Origin of the sequence: Frigoribacterium sp. Leaf186 (assembly GCF_001423905.1) — a bacterium.
GTDB lineage: Bacteria > Actinomycetota > Actinomycetes > Actinomycetales > Microbacteriaceae > Frigoribacterium.
This window is the reverse complement of sequence record NZ_LMPQ01000006.1, coordinates 26248-46395: the sequence shown is the minus strand read 5'-3', so window position 1 is coordinate 46395 and position 20148 is coordinate 26248. Positions and strand designations below refer to the sequence as shown.

Genomic DNA, 20148 nt, shown 5'->3' with positions numbered 1-20148 from the left:
CACGACGTTTGGGCAGAGATCCAAAAAGCGCCTCAGGACGAACACCCCCTGCTCGATGTGGTCCCGAGGAAGCCCGTTCGGCGATCCTTCGCGTACGACTCAGGGGAAAGCATTTTTCGAACACATTCCGCCCGCCGTCCGCACCACGACGTTGCTGGGAGTCAGCCTGTACTCGCAGCCGACGCCAAGGCCTCGCCGCATGTCGTCGTCACAATCGAGCGGAGGGTACAGGAGGTCACGCTCGTAACGCCTCCAACATTTGCTGCCTCAGGTCAACTGGTGTGATCCACGGAGTCTGATGAACCATCCGGTGACAATTGCTGCAGAGCAGCGCGAGGTCTTCCAGAGACGTGAGGGTCGGACCCGAGACAGAGAGCGGGAGAACGTGATGGATCTCGACATAGCCCCGCCCGCGAGGACCATACTTGGCCTCGAAATTTACGTTGCAGACCTCACAGTCGAGCTCCCTGCCTTCGGAAAGGACGCCGTCAATCTTTGTTGCTCGCAGTCTTCGGTCGCGTTCTCTGCGACGGACGAGGACTGTCACGAGTCGACCTTCCTCGGCCTCGAAGTTGTCCAGGTCGTCGGCGTCGAGGGGCTCTAGACCCTCCTCGATGAGCCGACGGATCAAGAGCGCTAAGGCGTGCATCGCGTCTGGGTCAGCCTCGAAGTCTTCCCGCACACCCGCGTCGAGCGAATTCCCCTTCGTGGCACGTCCTGTGTATTTCGGGTCGGATGTGCCAACATCAGCCATCTTCCGTCGAACAGATCCGGGGCTTCTAAAACTTGGGTCGCGTTTTGCAATCGCATGGAATTTCGCACGACGGAGGAGGTTTGACAGTTCGATCACCTGTAGGTCACTCATCGAAAGATGCCGACCGGCAGAGTTTCGAAGGTCAGCGGCCAGGATGATCTCGTCTCGCACCCAAGGAATTCGCATGACTGCAGTTTGCCCTGGTGTACTTACTTACGCATATGACGCTGGCTCTTCTCTACAAGCGTCTTTGCCCATTCAGTCTTAGACCTCAGATTGTCGGACGTATCACTCCGCGCCTGGAAGCTCTATGACTACTAGTGCCTAGCGATCACAGGCCAGGCCGCCTCCGCTATGTCGAGGTCGGCCTGAGCCTCTTCGTCCGCCCACACCGCCTCCGTGTAGTGCGTCACCAGGTTGGTGACACTCGGGCTGCGGGAGTTGTTTCGTGGCCGGTGTGCATTCGTTCAGTGTTGTAGTGCTCGATCCAGGGCGCAGGGGCTGCTGCTCGAGCAGCATTGCCGGTGAAGGGCTGCCGATATGCCCATTCGGTCCCGAGGGTCCGGTTAAAGCCTTCGACTTTCCCGCTATGCCGTGGGCAGTGGGACTTGATGAACTTCCGCCGGGCCTAGAGGTCCGCAACGGCGGTCTTGAACGCGGCGGAGTGGCGGTAGGCGATGGCGTTATTGGTGATGAGGCGCTAGATGGGGTCAATGCCGTGAGCGAGGAAAAGTGTGGCGGTGCGGGTGAGAAAGCCGACCGCGGTTGCAACTTTCTCTTCGGCATGGATCTCGGCGTAGGCGAGGCGAGCTTGGTTATCGACTGCGGCACGTGGAAGTAGTCGAACCCGACCCGGGGTTTTCCGGTCGCGGGTGTTCGCGGCGCGGCCGTGGACACGCCATCCGCCGCCGTCGGGATGTGGCGTAACTCCGTAATGTTGATATGGATCAGGTCGCCGGGACGGGAATGCTCGTGTCGTTTCTGGGTCGACCAGGATGCGCGGATGAGATCTCCGGTTGAGGGGTCGCACCACGCCAGTTTCGGAATCTCGTGGCGGGTCAGGATGCGGCTGATGGTCCGGGCTGGGACACCGGTCGCTGCTGAGAGACGAGCGGGGCCGAAGCGGAGCCTGGCCCGGGCCTTGAGAACGGCTTGCTCTCGTGCTGGGCTGGTCCGGGTCGGGGTCTGACGAGGACGGGGCGATCGATCGATCAACCCTGCCTAGCACTCGTCCCGGGATCGCCGGACCCATCGGTGGGCGCACTGACGCGAGATGCCGAGCTCGCGGGCGACGTGCGCCATGGGCCGGCGATCCCCGACGACTCGCTCGATGAGCAGTGCCCTCCCGTGGACGGTCAGACGGGCGATAACGAGGGGCACAGGGACCTGCTGGTGGATGGCTGAACGAGACAGCTCCGCTAACCCAGGAGGTCCTCCTGTTTCCAACTCAACGTGTCACCAACGTCATGGCAAGGTACATCGAGCGCCGGGGCTGAGCACCCTCGAGGTGCTGTCACACCCTCGCACTCCGCGTCGACCGCGTAGCCCGCCACTCTTTCGCGAGAGGTTCACCCTTGCCTGCCACCTCTGTGAACCGGACGGTATCGCCCGACTTGAGCCCTCCGACTACCGAGGAAGCAAGCCCCGTGACCCACTGTTGGGCTGAAATGGTATCGACACGGATTGCCATCAAGCTCGTAGCCGCCGCCTCCATCCTGCTGACAACGCCTTCCACGCAGTCGGGGTCCTCCCATGCCGAAGCGGCTTCCCAGTGAGGTTCGCATCGCAGTCGGCGTCGGCAGAACTTACACCCGGCGGGGTCGGGGAAAGCAAGTGACGGCTGCTTCCGCGCCGCCTGCACCCGTTTGAGCACCCCGTCGATGTCTCCCTCCGAGAAGTCGATCTGCTCGGCGCCGTGCCTGAGACTGAAGACGATGAGCGCGTCAGGAAGACGGTTAGTCTCGTGACGAAACAGGTGGGCATAAACGAGCAGTTGCGTCCGCACTCGCTCGGTCTGGCTATCGGCTCCTGTTCTCAGGTCGATAATCGCGCCACCATCCTGATTATTGACGACGATGTCGACCTGGCCGTAGAGCAGCTGAGCGCTGTCCCGCAAAGACACCTCGGAGCGGGCGGTCTCACCTACGGATTGGAGGAGCGCAGCGAGCTCAGCACCACGAGACCGCAGTCGGGATCGAGTCATGACCGACTCAGTGAGCCTCCTCGTGTCAACTCCCCAGCGCGCCGCTTCGCTGTCCCAGCAGTCTTGTAGAGATAGTCCAGGCGCGTCCGACAGCCAGGCCCCGCCCTCGACCCATGCGTTCACCGCGAAGTGGGCCAGAGTTCCTGCGTTCCCGGGTGGTGACGCCGGAACAGGGTCAGGCGCTGAAACTAACGAAGCGGACGCGGGACAGTGCAGCAGACGTCCCGCGGACGTTGCGGACAACCACATCGCGCCCGACGTCACTGGGAAGCCTGCGCCGCAGCGGCGATGAGCTGAAGGACGCGTCTTGGGTCACGGTCAATTGTGAACGAGTCCACGAATACGACGCCGTCACAGTCTTGAGTCGCTTCGATGTCTGCCGCAACGTCGGCCAGGCGCTCGGACATCACATCTGCGTCGGAGCCTTCGAACGGGTGGCGAAGAACCACCCCGAATTTGCCATACTGCGGTGTATCTATCACTGCGGCTGACGCGTCCCGGAAGTCGAGGACCGTCGCGCCGAACGACTCCGCCCACCGGCTCAGCGCTTTCGCCTCTTCCGAACGGTCGACGTGAAGTTGGCCATAGCGGAGCAGCCCGAAGAGGTCCCTTGCCAGGCGCCAGTCCAGCAGAGCGTGGTAGGCCATGTTTCCGTAGTCACGCAGACACCGGTAGCACGACGAGTTACACGTCTGTGGGTGGTCGTAAGTTTCTAGTTCGCCGAGGTGCCTCTCGATTGCATCAAGGAATTGTGGGAGGAACTGCTCCGACCCAAGGTGCGTGCTGAAGCCAGCGCCGTTCTCGAGTGTGTCCGCCAGGAACGCCTGAACGGTCGGCTCACCGGTTGCCGTCACGCCAGAGTAGATGCCGGCATTGAGCTCGAGGGGCAAGATGTCGAGCTCGGTCGCAGCCACCGTCCTCAGCAAGAAAGCGAGCGAGTACCACCCTGCGCGGCGGCCCTCGGTGACGTCGGGCGCCGAATTGGGCTGATGAATCCCTGATACGAGGTTAAGCCGCACTCCCCGGCTCCGGTCAGTTGGGGCGACAGAACCGATGAACAGGAAATCGGTGTGCTGCACAGCCCCGAGAGCAACGTGCTCAACGTCGCCGGAACCGTACGAGGCGGGAATCAGCTCCTGCTCGATTGCTTGCACCGAAACATATCCACCCCAGTTCCTTGCGGTCGAGTTGTTAGTGCTCGAGGCTGCCTTCTGAAGAGCAAACAAGTGCCCGCCGTTGTCGTTAATGACATACCGGTCGGCCGGTCCTGCCAATACCAGCGCTCGACCAAATGCCGACTTGGCAAGCTTTTTAGGGTCGGCCATGGCACGAGCCGCCATCGCCCGCGGTGACCACGAGAAGTTCCCATCGAAGTCAGTGGCGAACCCGCTACGGAATCCGAGCGGTTCCCGAAGAGGAATCTCACTGAAATAAGCAGGCCCCGCGCCACATCGTGGGCATGTGTCAGTGTCGTCGCCAGCACGCTCGTCACCGAGGTAAGAGCAGGTGCGGCAAATGAAGAGCGCAGTCGCATTCCCCAACGGCCCGGCAACCGGCTCAGGTGCACCGGCGCCCCCAGGCTTGAACTCGGTGATGCCGACGACTGGGTAGACCTTGCCATCTCGGACGACCTCACTTAGGGGTGCGAACGCGCTGACCGCCACACTCAGGTCACGGTCAATTACGTCCTTCGGCGGCCACGGATTCGACGAAAGCGGACGGCTTAGGTATAGGTAACGCACGGACGTCGGGAAGCCGAACATCGGCAGCAAGCCGGCTTCCGCGAGCAGTTGACTGAGGTCATCGTGCTTCGGTGTTGATACCGCAGACGCGATGTCGGCAACCAGCGTGTCGAGAACGGCGACGGCCCGTTCCGCAGCTGATTCGTAAAGTGGCGTGCTCGAGCTAAGCGCGGTGGCGAGGTCACTCACGACTTCTCGGTTGCCGTCAATCCACGTCACAAGCCGCGGCCGGATGGTCAAGTCCCAATCGCTGGTCTTGCCGAACTCTCCGTGCACATTTGAAGACAGGTCGTCCCCGTCGGCGGCGGATAGGTAGTTTGCCGATGCGAGCCGCAATATCTCGCTACGTAGGGAGCGGTCGAAAAGCTCAGGACGGTTCAGAGTGAGGTAAGGCTTGGGTGTGGGTTCGTTGGTGATGCGGGCGGGGCGTTCGAAGTAATACTCGTCGTGGCTGCGGCCACGGCAGATTGTCAGTGCGATCGCAACCGGGGAGCCCCGTCGGCCCGCACGCCCCACACGCTGCTGGTAGTTGAACCTGGTTGGTGGCATGTTGCCTAGTACCACGGCCGAGAGTGACCCGATATCGACGCCCGCCTCCATGGTGGTCGTGACGGAGAGCAGGTCGACGGCGTCTGTCTTCTCGTTTTCGTCGCCTGCCAGGAACACGCCCTGGAACCGGGCCTGCCGATTCTGCGCGTCAACCCGGTCGGTCTGACCGGTTAGTTCGGCTGTGTTCAGCCTGAACCTTCCGTCGTCGCTCATCGCCTTCCATGCGTAGTAGTCCGTTTCATTGACGACTCCGCTGGACTCAGTCGGAAGCTTCCGTGTGCATTTCGTGCAATACCCGTTACCAGTCGTCAGGTGCTGACGACGGCACGTCCCGCACGTCCATGCACGTCCGTCGCTGAGTCGAATAGATACCCTAGAAGGGTCAATGAGGTAGTCGACAACCGCGCTTCCGAAGCGGCTCAGCGCGTCGTGACGTAGTACGTCCGAGTCGCCTTGCCTCTCGTCGGCGACCTTCTTCCAGAACTTGCGAAGTCGCGAGGTGGGTTCGCTGCGGACGGCACGGATCTTCTTAAATCGTCGCTGGTCCGCAAGAATGCGAAGGGCAGACCTCGCTTCCGCGTTGCTGCTTGTTCCCGGGGCGTCCGCGGGGGCGACGTCATCTGCGAGGGTGAGCCAGCCGAGACCGGTGGTCTCGAAGTCGCGGCCGCCGCCGGCATACAAGCCCTCCAAAATTTCACTCTCGAGGGATGCGCCGATGTCTTCGATGAGTGACTGCCCGCCGGCGGAGAGTCCGCTACGCGGCACGACCGGCTTCACGTTCCAGTTGAAAAGCGACGACCAGCTGTCTCCGCCACGCTCCCGCAGGCTTGCGTGAGGACCACCGGGGTTCATCCCCAGGTCGAGCAAGTCAAGGGAGACGAGCGCCGAAAGCTCGCTCAGGGTGAGCCCATTCGACAGGCCAGCCACAAGGGCTGGCTCAGCAGTGGGGTCCGCGCCTGGCACGCCTTCCCAGATGTCCCTTAGGACGTTCAAGCTGCCCGAGTCCCGCTCACGCAGCCGAGCGACTGCTTCCCACCGGTTGGGGGTCCTCAAACCCTCCGCTAGGTACTCACGGGCGAGCGCGACATCGGACGCGGGGTCGCCTGCCTCCTTCAGCCGCAGATACATGAGCTGTCGGAGGAGGTCCTGGTAGTGCCTTAGCCCTAGGCCTGCGGACAGCTTCGCGGCATCCTGACGGCTATCGGTGAAGACGATGAGCTTGCGTTCTCGTTCACTCAGGTCGTTAGCCAGCTCGGTCGTCAAAACCTGGTTGATCTTCTCAAAACCGGTGCGCATGGCCCGGATGGGCGAGCGCTGCGTTCGAGGGTCCTTCGGCTTGAGACGCTCGGGCCCCGCGTACTGCTGCTCCCAGTCGTCTCCACATGCGGGACACTGCGTCGGGAAGGGGCTCACCGTCTCCATCTCGCGCTTTAGTTCTCCGGTGCGGCTGTTCCGCGCGACTTTCGCGTGGAAGCTCCAACCGGTGTGACCGGTCGAGTCGTTCTTGAGCTCTCCGGAACCCGGGTTCAGTTTGCTCGGTCGGAACGAATACTCGACGGCCTGGTTATCGCGGGTCCAGGTACGCGCGTCGAGGGCGTCGAGATTCTTCTCGTCGCGCGGCCAGTAGACGATGTAGTTGTCGGCGGTGCGCTGAAGGCTGACCTGGTCGGGGAGTTTCGCCAGCTCCGGGACATCAGCGAGGAGCATCGTCTTCACGCCCTGCTGCTGAAGTTCGCCCTCTGGCGCGAACCCGCCTAGGAAGACATCGCCGCAGTTCTGGCAGTAGAGGAGCTCGAGCACGCGCGCCCCACACTCGCAACGCGTTGCGGGCTCGGCGTGGAGCTTCCCAATGGTTCGGCCGGGAGACGGGTCTGTAACTGCAGAGCACGCGGGGTCTGAACAGGCCCACATGCCGGCGACGTTGCGGAAAAATAGGTGCGCGCGCAGCTTAGGGTCGGACTCCTCCGGCTCAGCCGCAAGACCCTCAAGGACTCGCGCGACTGCGGCACGCGACACGTCAGGCTCCGCATCGGGGAACATGGCGGACGCGACGTCACCGAGACGTTTCGCGCCCCCTTTGTCAGCGTGGAGTGCGGTCCGCAAAGATTCCACCACTCCGGCTGCGCGCGCCTCCACCGCCGCCTCACCCGCTGGAAGTGCGGCTATCGCCGCCGGGTCCTTCGTCGACACGGGACTCTGCGAGGAGGGCACTTTATTTGTGCCCTCAATGAACTCAAACGTGCCCGGCTTGGCATCGAAAAACTGGTGAAGGTAGTCCTGGTCTCGCTGGGCGTCGAGGGAAGCTGACGCAGCCAGCACCCGGAACTGCTCGGGGTGCTCGTCGAGCCCGAGGCGACGCTTGAGGCGTCGGAGGAGGTAGGCAACTTCGCTCCCTGCGGTGCCACGGTATGTATGGAGCTCATCGACGACGAGGGTGAAGCGGTTCGCGGGATTCTTGAGCCATCTGCGGGTGGACTCGAAGAAGTTCGTGTCGCGGTCGCGGAGCAGCATCACATTGAGCATCGAGTAGTTAGTGATGAGGATGTCCGGCGGCGCGTCCACCATGTCCCATCGCGAGCGCATCTCCGCGCCGTCGAGACGGGGTACGAAGTACTGGAGGTCGTCGTCTCCGAGCTGGCCGGCGAGCTCACGCGCGCGGTCGCCACGCGCTTCGGTGGCTTGGAGATACTTGGCGAGCTCCCGCACCCTCAAGCCATTTGTGCGCGTCCCGGTCACAGGGGTTGCCCCGGTGTAGCGGCCAAAGTAAAACCGGTGCCCGTTCCGGTGCTCGTCTAGCCATGCGCGGACTTCATCGCTGTCGAGCGCACGTCGGAGACGGATGAGCTGGTCATCCACGAGGGCATTCATTGGGTAAAGGACGATGGCGCGGACCGCGGCCCGCCCGGAGTCGGACTGCCGTTGGGTAACGAAGGAGGGTCTCGCGCTGTCCCACCATCGCGAACCGAGACTCGAGGAGCCGTTCCACGTACGGGACTCTTCCAGCAGTGACGACATCAGCGGGAGCATGAACGACTCGGTCTTGCCCGAGCCGGTGCCGGCGGTGATGACCATGTTCTTACCGGCGGTCACGCCAGCAGTCAGCGCCGCTTCCTGGTGACCATGGAGGCCGGGCACGCCCCTGAGGAGGCCGCGCGACGCAAACTCAGCTAGCTCGGGGGCCGCCCCTGCAGCGAGCACCGACCCCGCGAGGGAGCGTCCAGTGCCGTTGTATTCGGGGCGTAGTTCCAGAAGGGGCTCACGGAAGACGCCGCCATCGCGGTCGAGCAACATCTGACGTTCCGCCTGAAGGCTCGGATCAGACAGCCCGAATGGGGTGTTGTAGTACTTGAAGTACGCCTCACGCAGGTGCTCGAAGGTCTTGACGGCGTCGAGGTGACGAGGAGCAGGGGCATTCATGAAATGGCAGGCCTTTCTTCGATGACCAGCGACTGGCCGAGGGAAGTACACACGTGCGCCGCGACGCCGCGGGGCACGTTCTCGTAGATGGCGGTGGTAGCGGTGGTTCCGAATCTCGGAGGGAGGCCGGTGCAGAGGACGAGCGCCCGGCTGTGCAGTGGAGGAAGCGGAGCACCCCAATCCAAGAAGAGCATGCCCGTGCCCGCAGTCTCCCGGCCGACGTCGGGGCGCCATCGCAGCGCCGACTCGTGCCGACGCGCAAGTTCCGCGAAAGTACCCGTGGACAGGTCGCACGCAAACCATTCGCCACCACGGCGCGTGATGTGCCTCGTCTTGCCGTTGACCTGCTCGGAGTACAAGCCATCCGGCGGGTTTACCTGGGTAGCCCTGACAAGTTGCCAGTCCCGCGGATGCATCGCCTCCAGCCGCTTGAGCTGGGCCCCGAAGGCAGGTGGCCCCGTCGGAACCCTCGGGAAGGCGGAAGAAAGGGCGCGTGCAATACGTTCGGCTGAATGTCCGGAATAGGTCATGCCTGCCGCTTCCGCAACATCGACCAGGTCAGATTCTCGCGTGAAAGGAACATAAAATGTCGTGGGTAGCGGCACCTCAGCAGCGGGGGGTTCGCGCCGCGCCGGGGGAAGCCAACCGCACAAGTCTTCAAGCGCACGCATCATGCGGGGTCGGCGAGCGCCCGCGATGACCGCCAGCCCGCCCGCCGAGGGGAGCCGGACAAGTGCTGCCGGAGCGATCGACCAATACCCCCTATCCCAGTCGACTTCGCAGTGACCGAGAGACGAGAGGTCACGGAGCCAGCGGCCACTGGTGTAGGAACGGGGCTCGATGTTTGCCGTGCGGGCAATCCATTCGATGCGCGCGCGCACATCGGCGGTCGTCCCCGCACCCACCTCACTCATCCAACGTAGAAGAAGGTCGCCGATGGTCTCATCCATGGGCAAGTCTCAGCTGCATCTGCCAAAGCGTCGGCCCTGAAGGCTCGGGCCTCCGCGCCCACGTGGCGAGGACATCGAACGCAGCCTTGACCATCTGCGGGTCTCCCGGGCCCAGTCGACTCAGGTACCAGTTCGTTCCGCTTCGCTGCGCGAGCCACTGCGCGGCCTCCGGCGCCGGTGCCTCGAAGTACTGTGACGCGAACAGAAAGCCAGCTCCGTTCGTGAAGACCGGTGGGGTGGGTTCGGCAACGGGCTGTGCTGCACCGCCGTCCAGCAGTAGCCAGGTCTCGTCGCGACCGCGGCGGCACATGACCGATATGGCTACAAATGTCTCGCTGACGACGGCCCCTATGACGTTGGGAGCGCTGGTCGCCGCTGACAGGTTCCCGTCCTTATCCCAGCCAAGCGTGGCCGTACCCTTCGGCGTCGCATCAACTACCGACTCGTCGAGGAGCGTGAATATGATCTTCTGTCCGTCCGCGATAATCTCCGTCGCGCCTTTGGGGCTGGGAAAGCGTCTCATTTCGAATGGGAAGCCGTTCGAGGTGACGATTTCCTCCTTGCCACCAAGCGAGAGGACGACCAGATTGGGTTCTTCGTCGGTAGGCAGTAGAAGGTCCGGCTCACCACCCAGCAAGTAATGGCCGTGTGCGAACTCACGGTCCAGCGGGAGGCCACGGACGAATCTCGCGCGCGGGACGAGCGTGGGGGCGACGCCAAGCGCTCGCAGCCCGGGCTCGTCGCTAAGTGCCTTTTGCAGCGCTGCGTCGTCGGTGAACCGGACGCCCTCGTAAAGGACGAATCCGGCTAGTAGTGGCCGAGCCCCTTGCCTTCTCGCCATCCACCCCTTCTCGGCAGCAGCGGTGAGCACGCGCGAGACAGCTGACAACTCGGCCGCCGCCACAGCAATTAAATGAGTTTCGAACGGGGTGATACCCGAGGTGGAGGACCATCCGCCCGTGTCGGCGTCGCGAGCGAAGATGATTACTTCCGCTTTTGAAAACTCGGCGGCGTACGCAGCCCCCTGCAGACGAAGACCCCGTGCTAGGCGGTCGCCGCTTACGGCCGGTGCGTTCTCCGAAACGTAGTAGCTCGAAGGCGGATTGCTGACAAGGGAAACGGGTGCCTCTGTTGCGAGATGGCCGCCGAGAAGAATTGGTTCGGACGATCCCTGCTGAACTGGAAATAACCATGTGGTCGTCCACTCTTCCAGGTCGATACCCAATCGGATGGCGATTCGACGTCGGCCGTCTTTCGTAATGACCCGGCCGTCCCATGCAGCCGCGCACGCGAGTACGACGGCAGCAATGAGCCCCCTCGTCTCTGCGCTGTTGAGGGCTGCCATAAAAGTGTCCCCGAGGCGATTCGAGCTGGCTGACGTCCAGACCTCCAGCGCCCGGAGCATGGATTTTTCGTCCGGAAGGCCCACCTCGCCGATGCTGAGAGCATCAAAGAATCGTGTGAGTTCAGCCCGGTCACTCCTAGTGAGCAGAGCCTGCGATTGCGGGTATCCAATTCGCGTAAGCCTCTCGTGGCTTCGAATGGTTGATACGCCGACGCGGCCGTCCTGTTCGCCGATCCACTCGTCGAGGGTGCACCACATGTCGACGACGTCCAGGAACGCAGTCCCACCGACCTCAGCTTTCAGCTGCGCCACGCGCATATCATTCGCCCCTGGCTCAATCGACTCGGCGAGACGTCGGTAGTAGTTCGTCGAGAGCACCTGCCCGTCAGAGCGCATGCGAGTCGCTGCGAGCACGGTTATAGCTAGCACCGGGAGTACGGGTGGCGGCGCGTCACGGTCGTGGAGCGTCCACGCTCTTCGCGCCCTCGCGACCCGGCTGAAATATCCGCCCGGCGTGAGCGAGCTCGCGTCCCGAACCGCCTGTGCAAGGTCAGCGGCGGGGTCGTCCATCCCAGGCGCAATCATGCGCAGGACATCGTCGTCGATGAACACCACGAGGGGACCGTCCTGCGCCTTGAGGAACTCGCTAGCAAGCGCGTTCTGCCACCATAAGTAGCGGTCATCGCTCATGCGTCGGCCTCCCCAGGACACACCATACCTACGATTGTGCAGCGAACGTTCTAGATCCTAATCGGTCGATGTCTTCGGCTACGGGGCTGCCGGTGTGATTCTGAATCAGGCCGCACGGCAAGCCCGCACCTTCATAACAGCACTTCTGCCTTACTAAAGCTACTTCACGCTAATGTCGTCGGGTGCCCCTTGACTCCCGAATGGATATGCAGGCCGACCCCGCACGAGACGCCGTGGTGCTCGAGCTGCGCAGGCTCGATCCGGGTGCCCAGTCGACGGGCCAGGTCCTCCGTGACACCTTCGACCAGCTCTACGACGGCGTGCGGACGCAGCGTTACCGGTGGGACCAGCTATTCAAGACCGAAAAGACTCACTTCGGCACGCTAATTGAGATCAACCTTCAGCGACAGTTTAAGTATGCCGATGGGCGCAAATTGGATTACAGCATCAGTGGTCACGAGGTGGATGCCAAGTACAGCCAGTCCGTCGGCGGCTGGATGCTCCCTCCTGAAGCTGTCGGCGAGTTGTGCATGGTCATTACAGCCAGCGATGCGCGCTCGAAATTCTCGCTAGGTGTCGTTCGGGCGTCCGAAAACCTGCTCAATGGCGGCAGCAACCGGGACGCCAAGCGCACACTGTCCGCAGCTGGAAGGTCAGCAATCAAATGGCTCCAGAAGGACGCCGACCTTCCGCCCAACACCCTGCTGCAGATGCCGGCCGAGGACGTCACGGCGGTTCTTGCCGCCGGGGCCGGCACGTCGCGGGTGTCGGAACTCTTCCGCCGCACTGTCGGGCAGGTCGTCGGCCGTGCGGCCGTGGCTACGGCCGCAGCGCAGCTCGATGTGACTCGTCGCGTACGTGGTGGGCAGAGCGGCTCGCGAGACCCCCTCGCTTCGGAGGGCATCGTGATCTTGGGTGGCGCTTATGACTGGCAGAGGGATGCCGCACGGCAGCTGGGCCTTCCTGTCCCGAGAAGAACCGAATACGTTGCGGGGTACGTGTCACCTCCATCAGCCGGAGGGAACGGGCGAGTCGCTCACGGGCCCACAGGGATACTGCTGAGTGCAGCGACTGCCGAGACCCGTAAGGGGTTCAGCCCGGCCTGGTATGGAGAGCGGCGAGGCCGCGCCTAGTCGAGAAGGGCCTGTCGGCGTGCGCGCTCTAAATGTCGGCGGCGGATGCGAAAATGGTCGAATGACTGACGGCAGTGAGCGCAAACTAACGGCAATCGAGATATGCGCCGGCGCCGGTGGGCAGAGCCTGGGCCTTCATCTGGCGGGCTTCCAGCACACTCTCGCGGTCGAACTCGATCGCGACGCGGCCGCCACGCTCAAGCGCAACCTCTCACGACTAGCGGCTGAGGAAGGCAACGCAGAGCCGGTAGTCGCAGTCGGTGACGTCGCAGATCTATCGGTGTGGGACCCCAGGGATCACCGTGATGTGTCATTGCTCGCAGGTGGAGTGCCCTGCCCCCCGTTCTCGATCGCAGGTAAGCAACTAGGTTCCTCCGATGAGCGTGACCTCTTCGCTTGGGCCGTCGAGGCTGCAGGCCAGATGAAGCCAGACGCTGTCTTACTAGAGAACGTCCGGGGTCTGTCAATGCCTCGATTTGCCGGCTACCGCCAAGCTGTTCTTGACCGTTTCTCCGAGCTGGGCTACCGCGCTGACTGGCGACTACTTGAGGCAAAGGACTTTGGGGTTCCGCAGCTGCGTCCACGGTTCATCCTCGTCGCACTACGCGATGAGTTCGCGCCGTACTTCGCCTGGCCTGAGCCAATTCCCGTAGTACACACCGTCGGCGCCGCGCTCTACGAACTAATGGCGGCGAACGGCTGGCCAGGGGCGGAGGCATGGGCTAGAAACGCGGCCCGAATTGCGCCGACCATCGTTGGCGGGTCAAAAAAACATGGTGGTCCTGATCTCGGTCCGACTCGCGCCAAGCGCGAGTGGCGATCACTCGGAGTCGATGGCCTTGGGGTTGCCGACGCGGCCCCCGGCCCTGATGCTCCTTTCGATTTTGTTCCAAAGCTCACCAACGAAATGCTGGCGCGCATTCAAGGGTGGCACGGGCCTGAGTACGAGTGGGACTTTGCCGACGGTAAGGGTCGTAAGACGTCGACCTACCGTCAGATTGGAAACGCTTTTCCGCCGCCTGTGGCGCGTGCAATCGGATCCGCGATCGCATCGGCCCTTCGAAAAGACGGACAGCCTGCTGGAGAGCACGGAGCAATCCTCCAGTACCACGACGAGGTCTACCGGGCATTGCGCGAGCAGGACGGCCACGTATCCATTGCCTGGGTTCGTAAGGCTTTGGGAGGCACCCTAGATGACGCCGAAATCCGACGCCGCATCGAGTTCCTTAGCAAGGATTTTGAGATTGATGTACGTCAACGTGGGAGCGTGCCGACTTACCGACTTGGCGACTGGCGTGCGTTCCGCGGTCAGGAGGATCATGCTCGTCACGAGGCATTCGCCTCGCACCGGCGGCGCTCGAAGATTAGCTGAGGATTCCGGCCGGAGAATGCCCGTCCATCAGGACTATGTACACATGCGTCTCCCGTAGCTGCAGTCTCGGTCGTCGGACGTCCTCGATGCATTGTTCGGGTCCTACCATGAGCCCTGGCGTCTGTCTCCTAAACGACGGTCAAGCAACGACGTCTTTGGGGGTGACGGCGGCTCGGACGAGAATGGCGGGTTTCTCGTACCGGGTTGCAAGGCCTTGCCACGGCTCGAGTCGGTATGAAATGTGCTCTTTTAGGCTCCGATTCGTATAGTCGACGCGGTCAAAAGTGACTGCCGTCCGCCTTGAGATGCACGGTGGGCGCAGTTTATTTGATGGCGCGGAGTTCGGGGATCATGGACTCGACGCGTCGTAATGGCAGGTGGGATCGGATACTTAGTAACGAAAAGGCCTGGTTGCCTCGAAGCTCTAAGGGGCGGGTTTGGGGCCTCCAAACGGGCGAGTAAGTCCAAGGCCGCTAAGCAGCGGCGGGAGCCTAAGGGAATTAGCTCCCGTGACCGTGCCTCCATGGCACTCTGTGTCTGTCTCAATCCCGTCTGCAACGCTCGCCAATGGCGACGGTATTGCAATGCTCACCCGAACCCAAGAAACCTCTGGTGCGAGTCATTCTGGAAGCTCGCTCTCGGCAATCGAGGTCACAGCATGAAGCGCAACTGAGGACATGCGCTACGTCTGCGGAGCCTGTTTCGCTTATCCGGCAGTCGGCTTATCACCCACAGGCAAGGGCCACGCGTCGGGAGGCGGTCCGAGGATGCGCCTCGCGGCTCTGATGGTGCCCCAGCCGAAGATGTGGTTACCACCTGCTCCAATTGCGACGCCGATGGCGGCCGGGACCTGCTTGCCCAAGACGAGTGTGCCCTGCTTGGTCCCGTACTTTGTGATGAAGCGGGGTCCGAGGATCTTGTTCGCCCGATCAATGGCAGCCATTGGTATTTTTTCGACGATGAGCTTACCCCAGTAGGGCACCGTCTTCTCGATCAGCCCATCAAATACGCGTGCTGCCGCAGTGTCCCCGATTAGCACGGTCATCACGAGCAGCTTCCGCTTCTCTGCATCCTCGAGGTGCACACTGTGCACCTCGGCAATGGAGAGTATGTAGAGGACCGACGCCTCCAGAAAGCTCAGCAGATCTCCGACAGCGGCTGGCACCTGAACCACGATGTTCGGAACGATGGCTGCAGCGCCAGCGGCAGCGCCAGTCAAAGTGACAGCACCAAGATAGGCCTTGTTCAGGTAGGAAATGAGTTCGGCTGGCGACTTGTCCGGATGCACCCGCCGCAGCCTTGCCACATTTGATGCCGCGACGGCCTGCTGAGAATTCAACGCCTGCGTCAGGCCCTCACTGACGATGGATTTGATGTCTAATTTCGGAGAGTCCGCCACGGTCTCATTACGAGCGCACGTCACGACTCCTCGGTGCTTGCCGCTTTCACCGTCGGCAGCAAAATGGGTGAAGGCCACACGGTCAGCGGGGAGCTGTGCACGGCGGTGTATGACTTCTTGGCTGCCCTCGGAGAGCTTTCGACCAACCCGGACGCGTCACCCGAGGGCCTCACGGCGGTAGCGACGCTTGCCGCGATGGCCAGCCACAACCATGCCCAATACCAGGCATTCCTTGGCCTCCTGAAAGGGCCCTCGAGCGTCCCGTCGATCGCGAAAGAGCAGGTCATCTCTGCGGACATCAGCAAGGCCGTCGAGGTCGACGTCGTCACCGTCATGTAGCCGGCCAGGAGCATCGTCGGTGGCACTCAGTTGGGTTGGGGCATGAATGCATAGGCCGTCGTAGGGCTATGCGTTGGTGGCGTCGGCTCATCACCGGCGTGATCGGTCTCATCGTGTCAGGTCTGGCGCGGCGCGACGCCCGCCGGGCGAACGAGATCGCGGCGGCAGCCAACCGCATCTCCGAGGAGGCTAACGGGCTCTCCAAGGAGGCTAACGAAAGAGACGAACGCGATGCGCTACCCGACGAGGTACTTCCACGGCCGCGAGACGGGCGGCATCTGTGACGACGCTTCGATGCTTACCGAGCCGCTGCGCGGCAACAGGCCCGCAGCGCTGAGTAATGCGATGCAGGACAGCGGACTGTCAAGGGGCCCTATGCAGTTCATGGTCGCCGACGGCTAGCGGCTGACGTGCGCGGACTTGGTCGAAGACAACCTGCGCGAGGTGGCCCACGTCCTGGGCCTGGCCATGCGCGGCCGGTTATTCATCCTCAACGCCGACCCGAAGATCACCACGGCCGCGGACCTCAAGCCCGGCTCGGCACTCGGACGTGTGGCCGCGGTAGCCACGAGCCCAGGGCGCTGTGACAGCTCTTTGCGCGAGAGGTCTCCGAGACCCCTGTATAAACGAGTCTCGCGGGGTTCTTACCTGGCGATACCGGTTGGGGTTTGAACTCACGATGCGATGTCAATAGCCCCTGCAATTCTGACCAGGTAGCACCTACCTCGAGAATGGAAATTTTCGCAGACAATTAGATCGCATAAATGGTCGGGCTGACAGGATTTGAACCTGCGACCCCTTGACCCCCAGTCAAGTGCGCTACCAAGCTGCGCCACAGCCCGAGATCCGGGTTCGAAAGGCAACCCGAGTCTTGGTGTTGCCCCGACCGAGGCAACCCCACAACTATAGCCGATGAATGGGTGTGCCTGAGACCGAGCCAGTCAGGGCGGACCGAACGGAGTGTTTCGCCCCGTTACACCCGCCGCCCCGGCAGACCGCGCACGCACCTAGCGTCGTGACATGCCCACCTCGACGACCCGCGCCTCCTCGGCTCTGCCGATCCGTCTGCGCGGCGTCGGGAGGCACTTCGGCGAGCGCCCCGTCCTGAACGCCCTCGACCTCAACGTGACGGCCGGCGAGATCATCGCCATCGTCGGCCCCTCCGGCTGCGGCAAGTCGACCCTGCTGCGCCAGGTGGGCGGCCTCGACCAGCCCGACTCCGGCACCGTCGACATCGACGACTCCCCCACCCGGCCCACCGACCAACGCTGCGCCATCGCGTTCCAGGAGCCGCGCCTCCTGCCCTGGCGCACCCTCCGCCAGAACGTCGAACTCGGCCTGCCGAAGGCCGGCGGGCGCAGCAAGCGCAGCGAGCGCGCCGAGGCAGGCGAGAGCAAACCGACCGACAAGGCCGCCGGCCGGGCCCGCATCACCGAACTGCTCGACCTCGTCGGACTCGGCAGCTCGGCCGGCCTCCGCCCCCGCCAGGTGTCCGGCGGCATGGCCCAACGCACCTCCCTCGCCCGCGCCCTCGCCCGGGCCCCCAAGGTGCTGCTGCTCGACGAACCGTTCGGAGCCCTCGACGCCCTCACCCGCCTCCGCATGCACGACCTGCTGCTCGACATCCACCGCGCCGAACCCACCACCGTCCTGCTCGTCACCCACGACGTCGACGAAGCCCTCTACCTCGCCGACCGCATCGTCGTCCTCGCCGACCTCTCGCAGCAGCAGCCGAAGTCACAGCCCGCCGGCGCCACGGGCACCGCCGACGCCACCGCAGGAGGCGCGGCGCACGCCGACACCGCAGCGGGAGCCCCCAGCATCCAGCGCATCGTCACCGTGCCCGGCGACCGACCCCGCGACCGCGACGACCCCGCCCTGGCCGAGCTGCGGCTCCAGCTGCTCGCCGACCTCGGCGTCCACCGCGTCCACGCCGGCAACTCGACCACCAGCACGCTGACCGCCAGCGCCGCGACCTCCGCGCCCGCGCCCCTCGGCCGCACCGGCACCACGGCCGCCCCCGGCGACCTCACCGGCACCCCGACCGCACCCGCCCCCACAAACCACCGCACCGCCCCCGACAGCACGGAGACGAACCGATGACCTTCCGCACCCTCCCCACCACCCGCACCCGCGCCTCCTGGGCCGGCGGTCTCGCCCTCGCCGCGGCGAGCGCCCTGCTCCTCACCGGCTGCGTCGCGGGCGAGGACGCCGACACCGGCGCCGCCCAGGCGGCTGGCGGCAGCGGCGCGAGCGACGGCGAGTGGTCGACCGACACCCTCGACATCGACTTCGCGACCTACAACCCGCTCAGCCTCGTCGTGAAGAGCCAGGGCTACCTCGAGGATGCCCTCGGCGACGGAGTCACCGTCAACTGGACCCAGTCGGCCGGCTCGAACAAGGCCAACGAGCTGCTGCGTGCCGGGGCGGTCGACGTCGGCTCGACCGCTGGCTCGGCGGCGCTGCTCGCCCGCTCGAACGGCTCCCCCATCAAGACGATCGACGTGTACTCGCAGCCCGAGTGGTCGGCGCTCGTCGTCCCGGGCGACTCGAGCATCACCGACGTCGAGGGCCTCCGCGGCAAGACCGTCGCCGCGACCAGCGGCACCGACCCGTACTTCTTCCTGCTGCAGGCGCTCGACCAGGCCGGGCTCAGCGCGTCCGACGTGACGATCCAGAACCTGCAGCACGCCGACGGACGCGCCGCCCTGGAGAACGGCAGCGTCGACGCCTGGTCGGGCCTCGACCCGATCATGGCCGCGAGCCAGGCGGAGTCGGGCACCAAGCTGATCTACCGCAACGTCGACTTCAACAGCTACGGGTTCCTCAACGCGACCGAGTCGTTCCTCGACGCCTCGCCCGACGTCGCCCAGGTCGTCGTCGACTCGTACGAGAAGGCCCGCGCCTGGGCGATCGACAACCCCGACGAGACGGCCGACATCCTCGCCGAGGCCGCCGGCATCGACCCCGCCGTCGCCTCCACGGTGATCGACCGCACCCACCTCGACATCGACCCCGCCCCCGGAGCCGACCAGCGCGCCGTCCTCGAGACCGTCGGCCCGATCCTCGTCGAGTCGGGCGACGTCCCCTCGCAGGACGACGTCGACGCCGCCCTCGACTCGCTCTTCGACGACAGCTACGCCCAGTCCGTCACCTCATGAGCGAGAACCCGAGCGGTCGCGAGGCCGACGCCCGCCAGGTCGTCCGTGACGAGGCGACGCGCGGCACGGGCACCGTCGTCGACGGCACCTGGCGCGGCGATGTCACCCACGCCGTGACCGGCACCCCCCTTGAGGAGGCGCGGGTCGCGTCCGACGCGCACCGCGCCTCCCCGTCCGGACCGCAGGAGGCGCGGGTCGCGTCCGACGCGCACCGCGCCTCCCCGTCCGGGTCGCAGGAGGCGCGGGTCGCCGACGACGGACGCCGCGCCTCCTCGTCCGGGTCGCCCGCACCACGCCGCCCGGGAGCCCCGGGCGCCCCTGCTCCCCGCCGCCTGGCCCTGCTCGGGATGCTGGTGCCCGCCGCCGTGCTCGCTGCCTGGGTGCTCGCCACCACCGTCGGAGGAGTCCCCTCGTACCGCCTGCCCTCCCCCGCCGACGTCGTGCGGGCCGGCGTCGACCTCGCCGCGACGGGCCAGCTCGGCCTCTACGTCGCCATCTCGGTGCAGCGGGTGCTGATCGGGTTCGTGGTCGGCTCGGTCATCGGGCTCGTCGTCGGAGCTGTGGTCGGCTTGTCGCGGGTGGGCGAGGCCCTGCTCGCGCCGTCGATCGCGGCCGTGCGGGCTGTGCCGTCGCTGGCCTGGGTGCCGCTGCTGATCCTGTACCTCGGCATCGGCGAGGACAGCAAGGTGACGCTGATCGCGATCGGCGCGGCGTTCCCCGTGTTCACCACGGTCGCGGGGTCGCTGCGGCACGTCGACCCGCAGCTCGTCGAGGCCGGACGCGCCTACGGCCTGCGCCGGGTGTCGCTCTTCACCCGGGTGCAGCTGCCGGCCGTGCTGCCGTCGCTCGTGTCGGGGCTGCGGCTGGCGTTGGCGCAGGCGTGGCTGTTCTTGGTCGCGGCTGAGCTGATCGCGTCGTCGATGGGCCTCGGCTTCTTGCTGACCGAGTCGCAGTCGAACGGACGCGTCGACCGGATCTTCCTCGCCATCGTGCTGCTGGCCCTGCTCGGGACGCTGAGCGACACCGTGCTGAACGTGGTGCAGCGCGTCGCGCTCCGCCGCTGGCGGTAGGTCGACGCCGCCCCCTGCAACTCA

Annotated in this window: 12 protein-coding genes, 1 tRNA gene and 1 pseudogene; 6 read left to right on the top strand and 8 right to left on the bottom strand. The window is 64.4% G+C overall.

Translation table 11 applies throughout. From position 1 onward, the window contains the following. Positions 1-235 precede the first annotated feature (235 nt). From ASG05_RS15765 to ASG05_RS05575, 6 genes and pseudogenes are all read right to left on the bottom strand, one after another. Positions 236-925: an HNH endonuclease gene (locus ASG05_RS15765; protein ID WP_162240633.1), complete on the bottom strand. Its 690-nt coding sequence runs from the start codon at positions 923-925 to the stop codon at positions 236-238. A 238-nt stretch (positions 926-1163) separates the two neighbouring features. Then, positions 1164-2134, bottom strand: a pseudogene (locus tag ASG05_RS15760) (IS481 family transposase). Positions 2135-2267: 133 nt separating this feature from the next. Continuing rightward, entirely contained in the window at positions 2268-3206 is a 939-nt protein-coding gene (locus ASG05_RS15755; protein ID WP_082486474.1) for a PD-(D/E)XK nuclease family protein, read from the bottom strand. An 11-nt stretch (positions 3207-3217) separates the two neighbouring features. After that, positions 3218-8665, bottom strand: coding sequence for a DEAD/DEAH box helicase (locus ASG05_RS05585; RefSeq protein WP_056258604.1), 5448 nt, complete (start codon positions 8663-8665; stop codon positions 3218-3220). Beyond that, on the bottom strand, positions 8662-9615 hold the full coding sequence (locus ASG05_RS16210) for a hypothetical protein (protein ID WP_157490084.1): 954 nt from the start codon (positions 9613-9615) through the stop codon (positions 8662-8664). The genes ASG05_RS05585 and ASG05_RS16210 overlap by 4 nt, the downstream gene beginning before the upstream one ends. Next, the gene (locus ASG05_RS05575; RefSeq protein WP_056258597.1) at positions 9608-11650 is read right to left on the bottom strand and encodes a hypothetical protein; all 2043 of its coding nucleotides are present in this window, start codon (positions 11648-11650) and stop codon (positions 9608-9610) included. The genes ASG05_RS16210 and ASG05_RS05575 overlap by 8 nt, the downstream gene beginning before the upstream one ends. A gap of 182 nt (positions 11651-11832) precedes the next feature. Here ASG05_RS05575 and ASG05_RS05570 point away from each other — a divergent pair, with 182 nt between their 5' ends. Together ASG05_RS05570 and ASG05_RS15750 are read left to right on the top strand one after the other, a co-directional pair. Beyond that, entirely contained in the window at positions 11833-12783 is a 951-nt protein-coding gene (locus ASG05_RS05570; RefSeq protein WP_157490083.1) for a NaeI family type II restriction endonuclease, read from the top strand. 61 nt (positions 12784-12844) lie between these two features. Continuing rightward, complete coding sequence (locus tag ASG05_RS15750) at positions 12845-14155, top strand: DNA cytosine methyltransferase (protein ID WP_082486473.1); 1311 nt, start codon at positions 12845-12847, stop codon at positions 14153-14155. A 706-nt stretch (positions 14156-14861) separates the two neighbouring features. On the opposite strand, the gene ASG05_RS05565 is transcribed toward ASG05_RS15750, so the two are convergent. Continuing rightward, positions 14862-15554 (bottom strand): hypothetical protein, encoded by a 693-nt coding sequence (locus ASG05_RS05565; protein WP_157490082.1) that lies wholly within the window; start codon positions 15552-15554, stop codon positions 14862-14864. Between the two features lie 33 nt (positions 15555-15587). Between ASG05_RS05565 and ASG05_RS05560 the strand changes: the two genes are divergently transcribed. Then, the gene (locus ASG05_RS05560) at positions 15588-15893 is read left to right on the top strand and encodes a hypothetical protein (protein WP_056258589.1); all 306 of its coding nucleotides are present in this window, start codon (positions 15588-15590) and stop codon (positions 15891-15893) included. Positions 15894-16658: 765 nt separating this feature from the next. Here ASG05_RS05560 and ASG05_RS05555 read toward each other — a convergent pair. After that, positions 16659-16735: transfer RNA gene (locus ASG05_RS05555), tRNA-Pro, on the bottom strand. Between the two features lie 178 nt (positions 16736-16913). Here ASG05_RS05555 and ASG05_RS05550 point away from each other — a divergent pair. The 3 genes from ASG05_RS05550 to ASG05_RS05540 all read left to right on the top strand — a co-directional run bounded on the left by ASG05_RS05550 (position 16914) and on the right by ASG05_RS05540 (position 20124). Then, positions 16914-17996, top strand: coding sequence for an ABC transporter ATP-binding protein (locus tag ASG05_RS05550; RefSeq protein ID WP_082486472.1), 1083 nt, complete (start codon positions 16914-16916; stop codon positions 17994-17996). Next, complete coding sequence (locus tag ASG05_RS05545; RefSeq protein ID WP_056258586.1) at positions 17993-19054, top strand: aliphatic sulfonate ABC transporter substrate-binding protein; 1062 nt, start codon at positions 17993-17995, stop codon at positions 19052-19054. Before ASG05_RS05550 ends, ASG05_RS05545 begins: the two co-directional genes overlap by 4 nt. 113 nt (positions 19055-19167) lie before the next feature. After that, entirely contained in the window at positions 19168-20124 is a 957-nt protein-coding gene (locus ASG05_RS05540) for an ABC transporter permease (RefSeq protein ID WP_056258808.1), read from the top strand. Positions 20125-20148 lie beyond the last annotated feature (24 nt).

Bases quoted from the DNA above. Each gene is read 5' to 3' on its own strand.
- ASG05_RS15755 (WP_082486474.1), bottom strand. From the start codon at position 3,206: ATGTGGTTGTCCGCAACGTCCGCGGGACGTCTGCTGCACTGTCCCGCG.
- ASG05_RS05585 (WP_056258604.1), bottom strand. From the start codon at position 8,665: ATGAATGCCCCTGCTCCTCGTCACCTCGACGCCGTCAAGACCTTCGAG.
- ASG05_RS16210 (WP_157490084.1), bottom strand. From the start codon at position 9,615: ATGGATGAGACCATCGGCGACCTTCTTCTACGTTGGATGAGTGAGGTG.
- ASG05_RS05575 (WP_056258597.1), bottom strand. From the start codon at position 11,650: ATGAGCGATGACCGCTACTTATGGTGGCAGAACGCGCTTGCTAGCGAG.
- ASG05_RS15750 (WP_082486473.1), top strand. From the start codon at position 12,845: ATGACTGACGGCAGTGAGCGCAAACTAACGGCAATCGAGATATGCGCC.
- ASG05_RS05550 (WP_082486472.1), top strand. From the start codon at position 16,914: ATGCCCACCTCGACGACCCGCGCCTCCTCGGCTCTGCCGATCCGTCTG.
- ASG05_RS05545 (WP_056258586.1), top strand. From the start codon at position 17,993: ATGACCTTCCGCACCCTCCCCACCACCCGCACCCGCGCCTCCTGGGCC.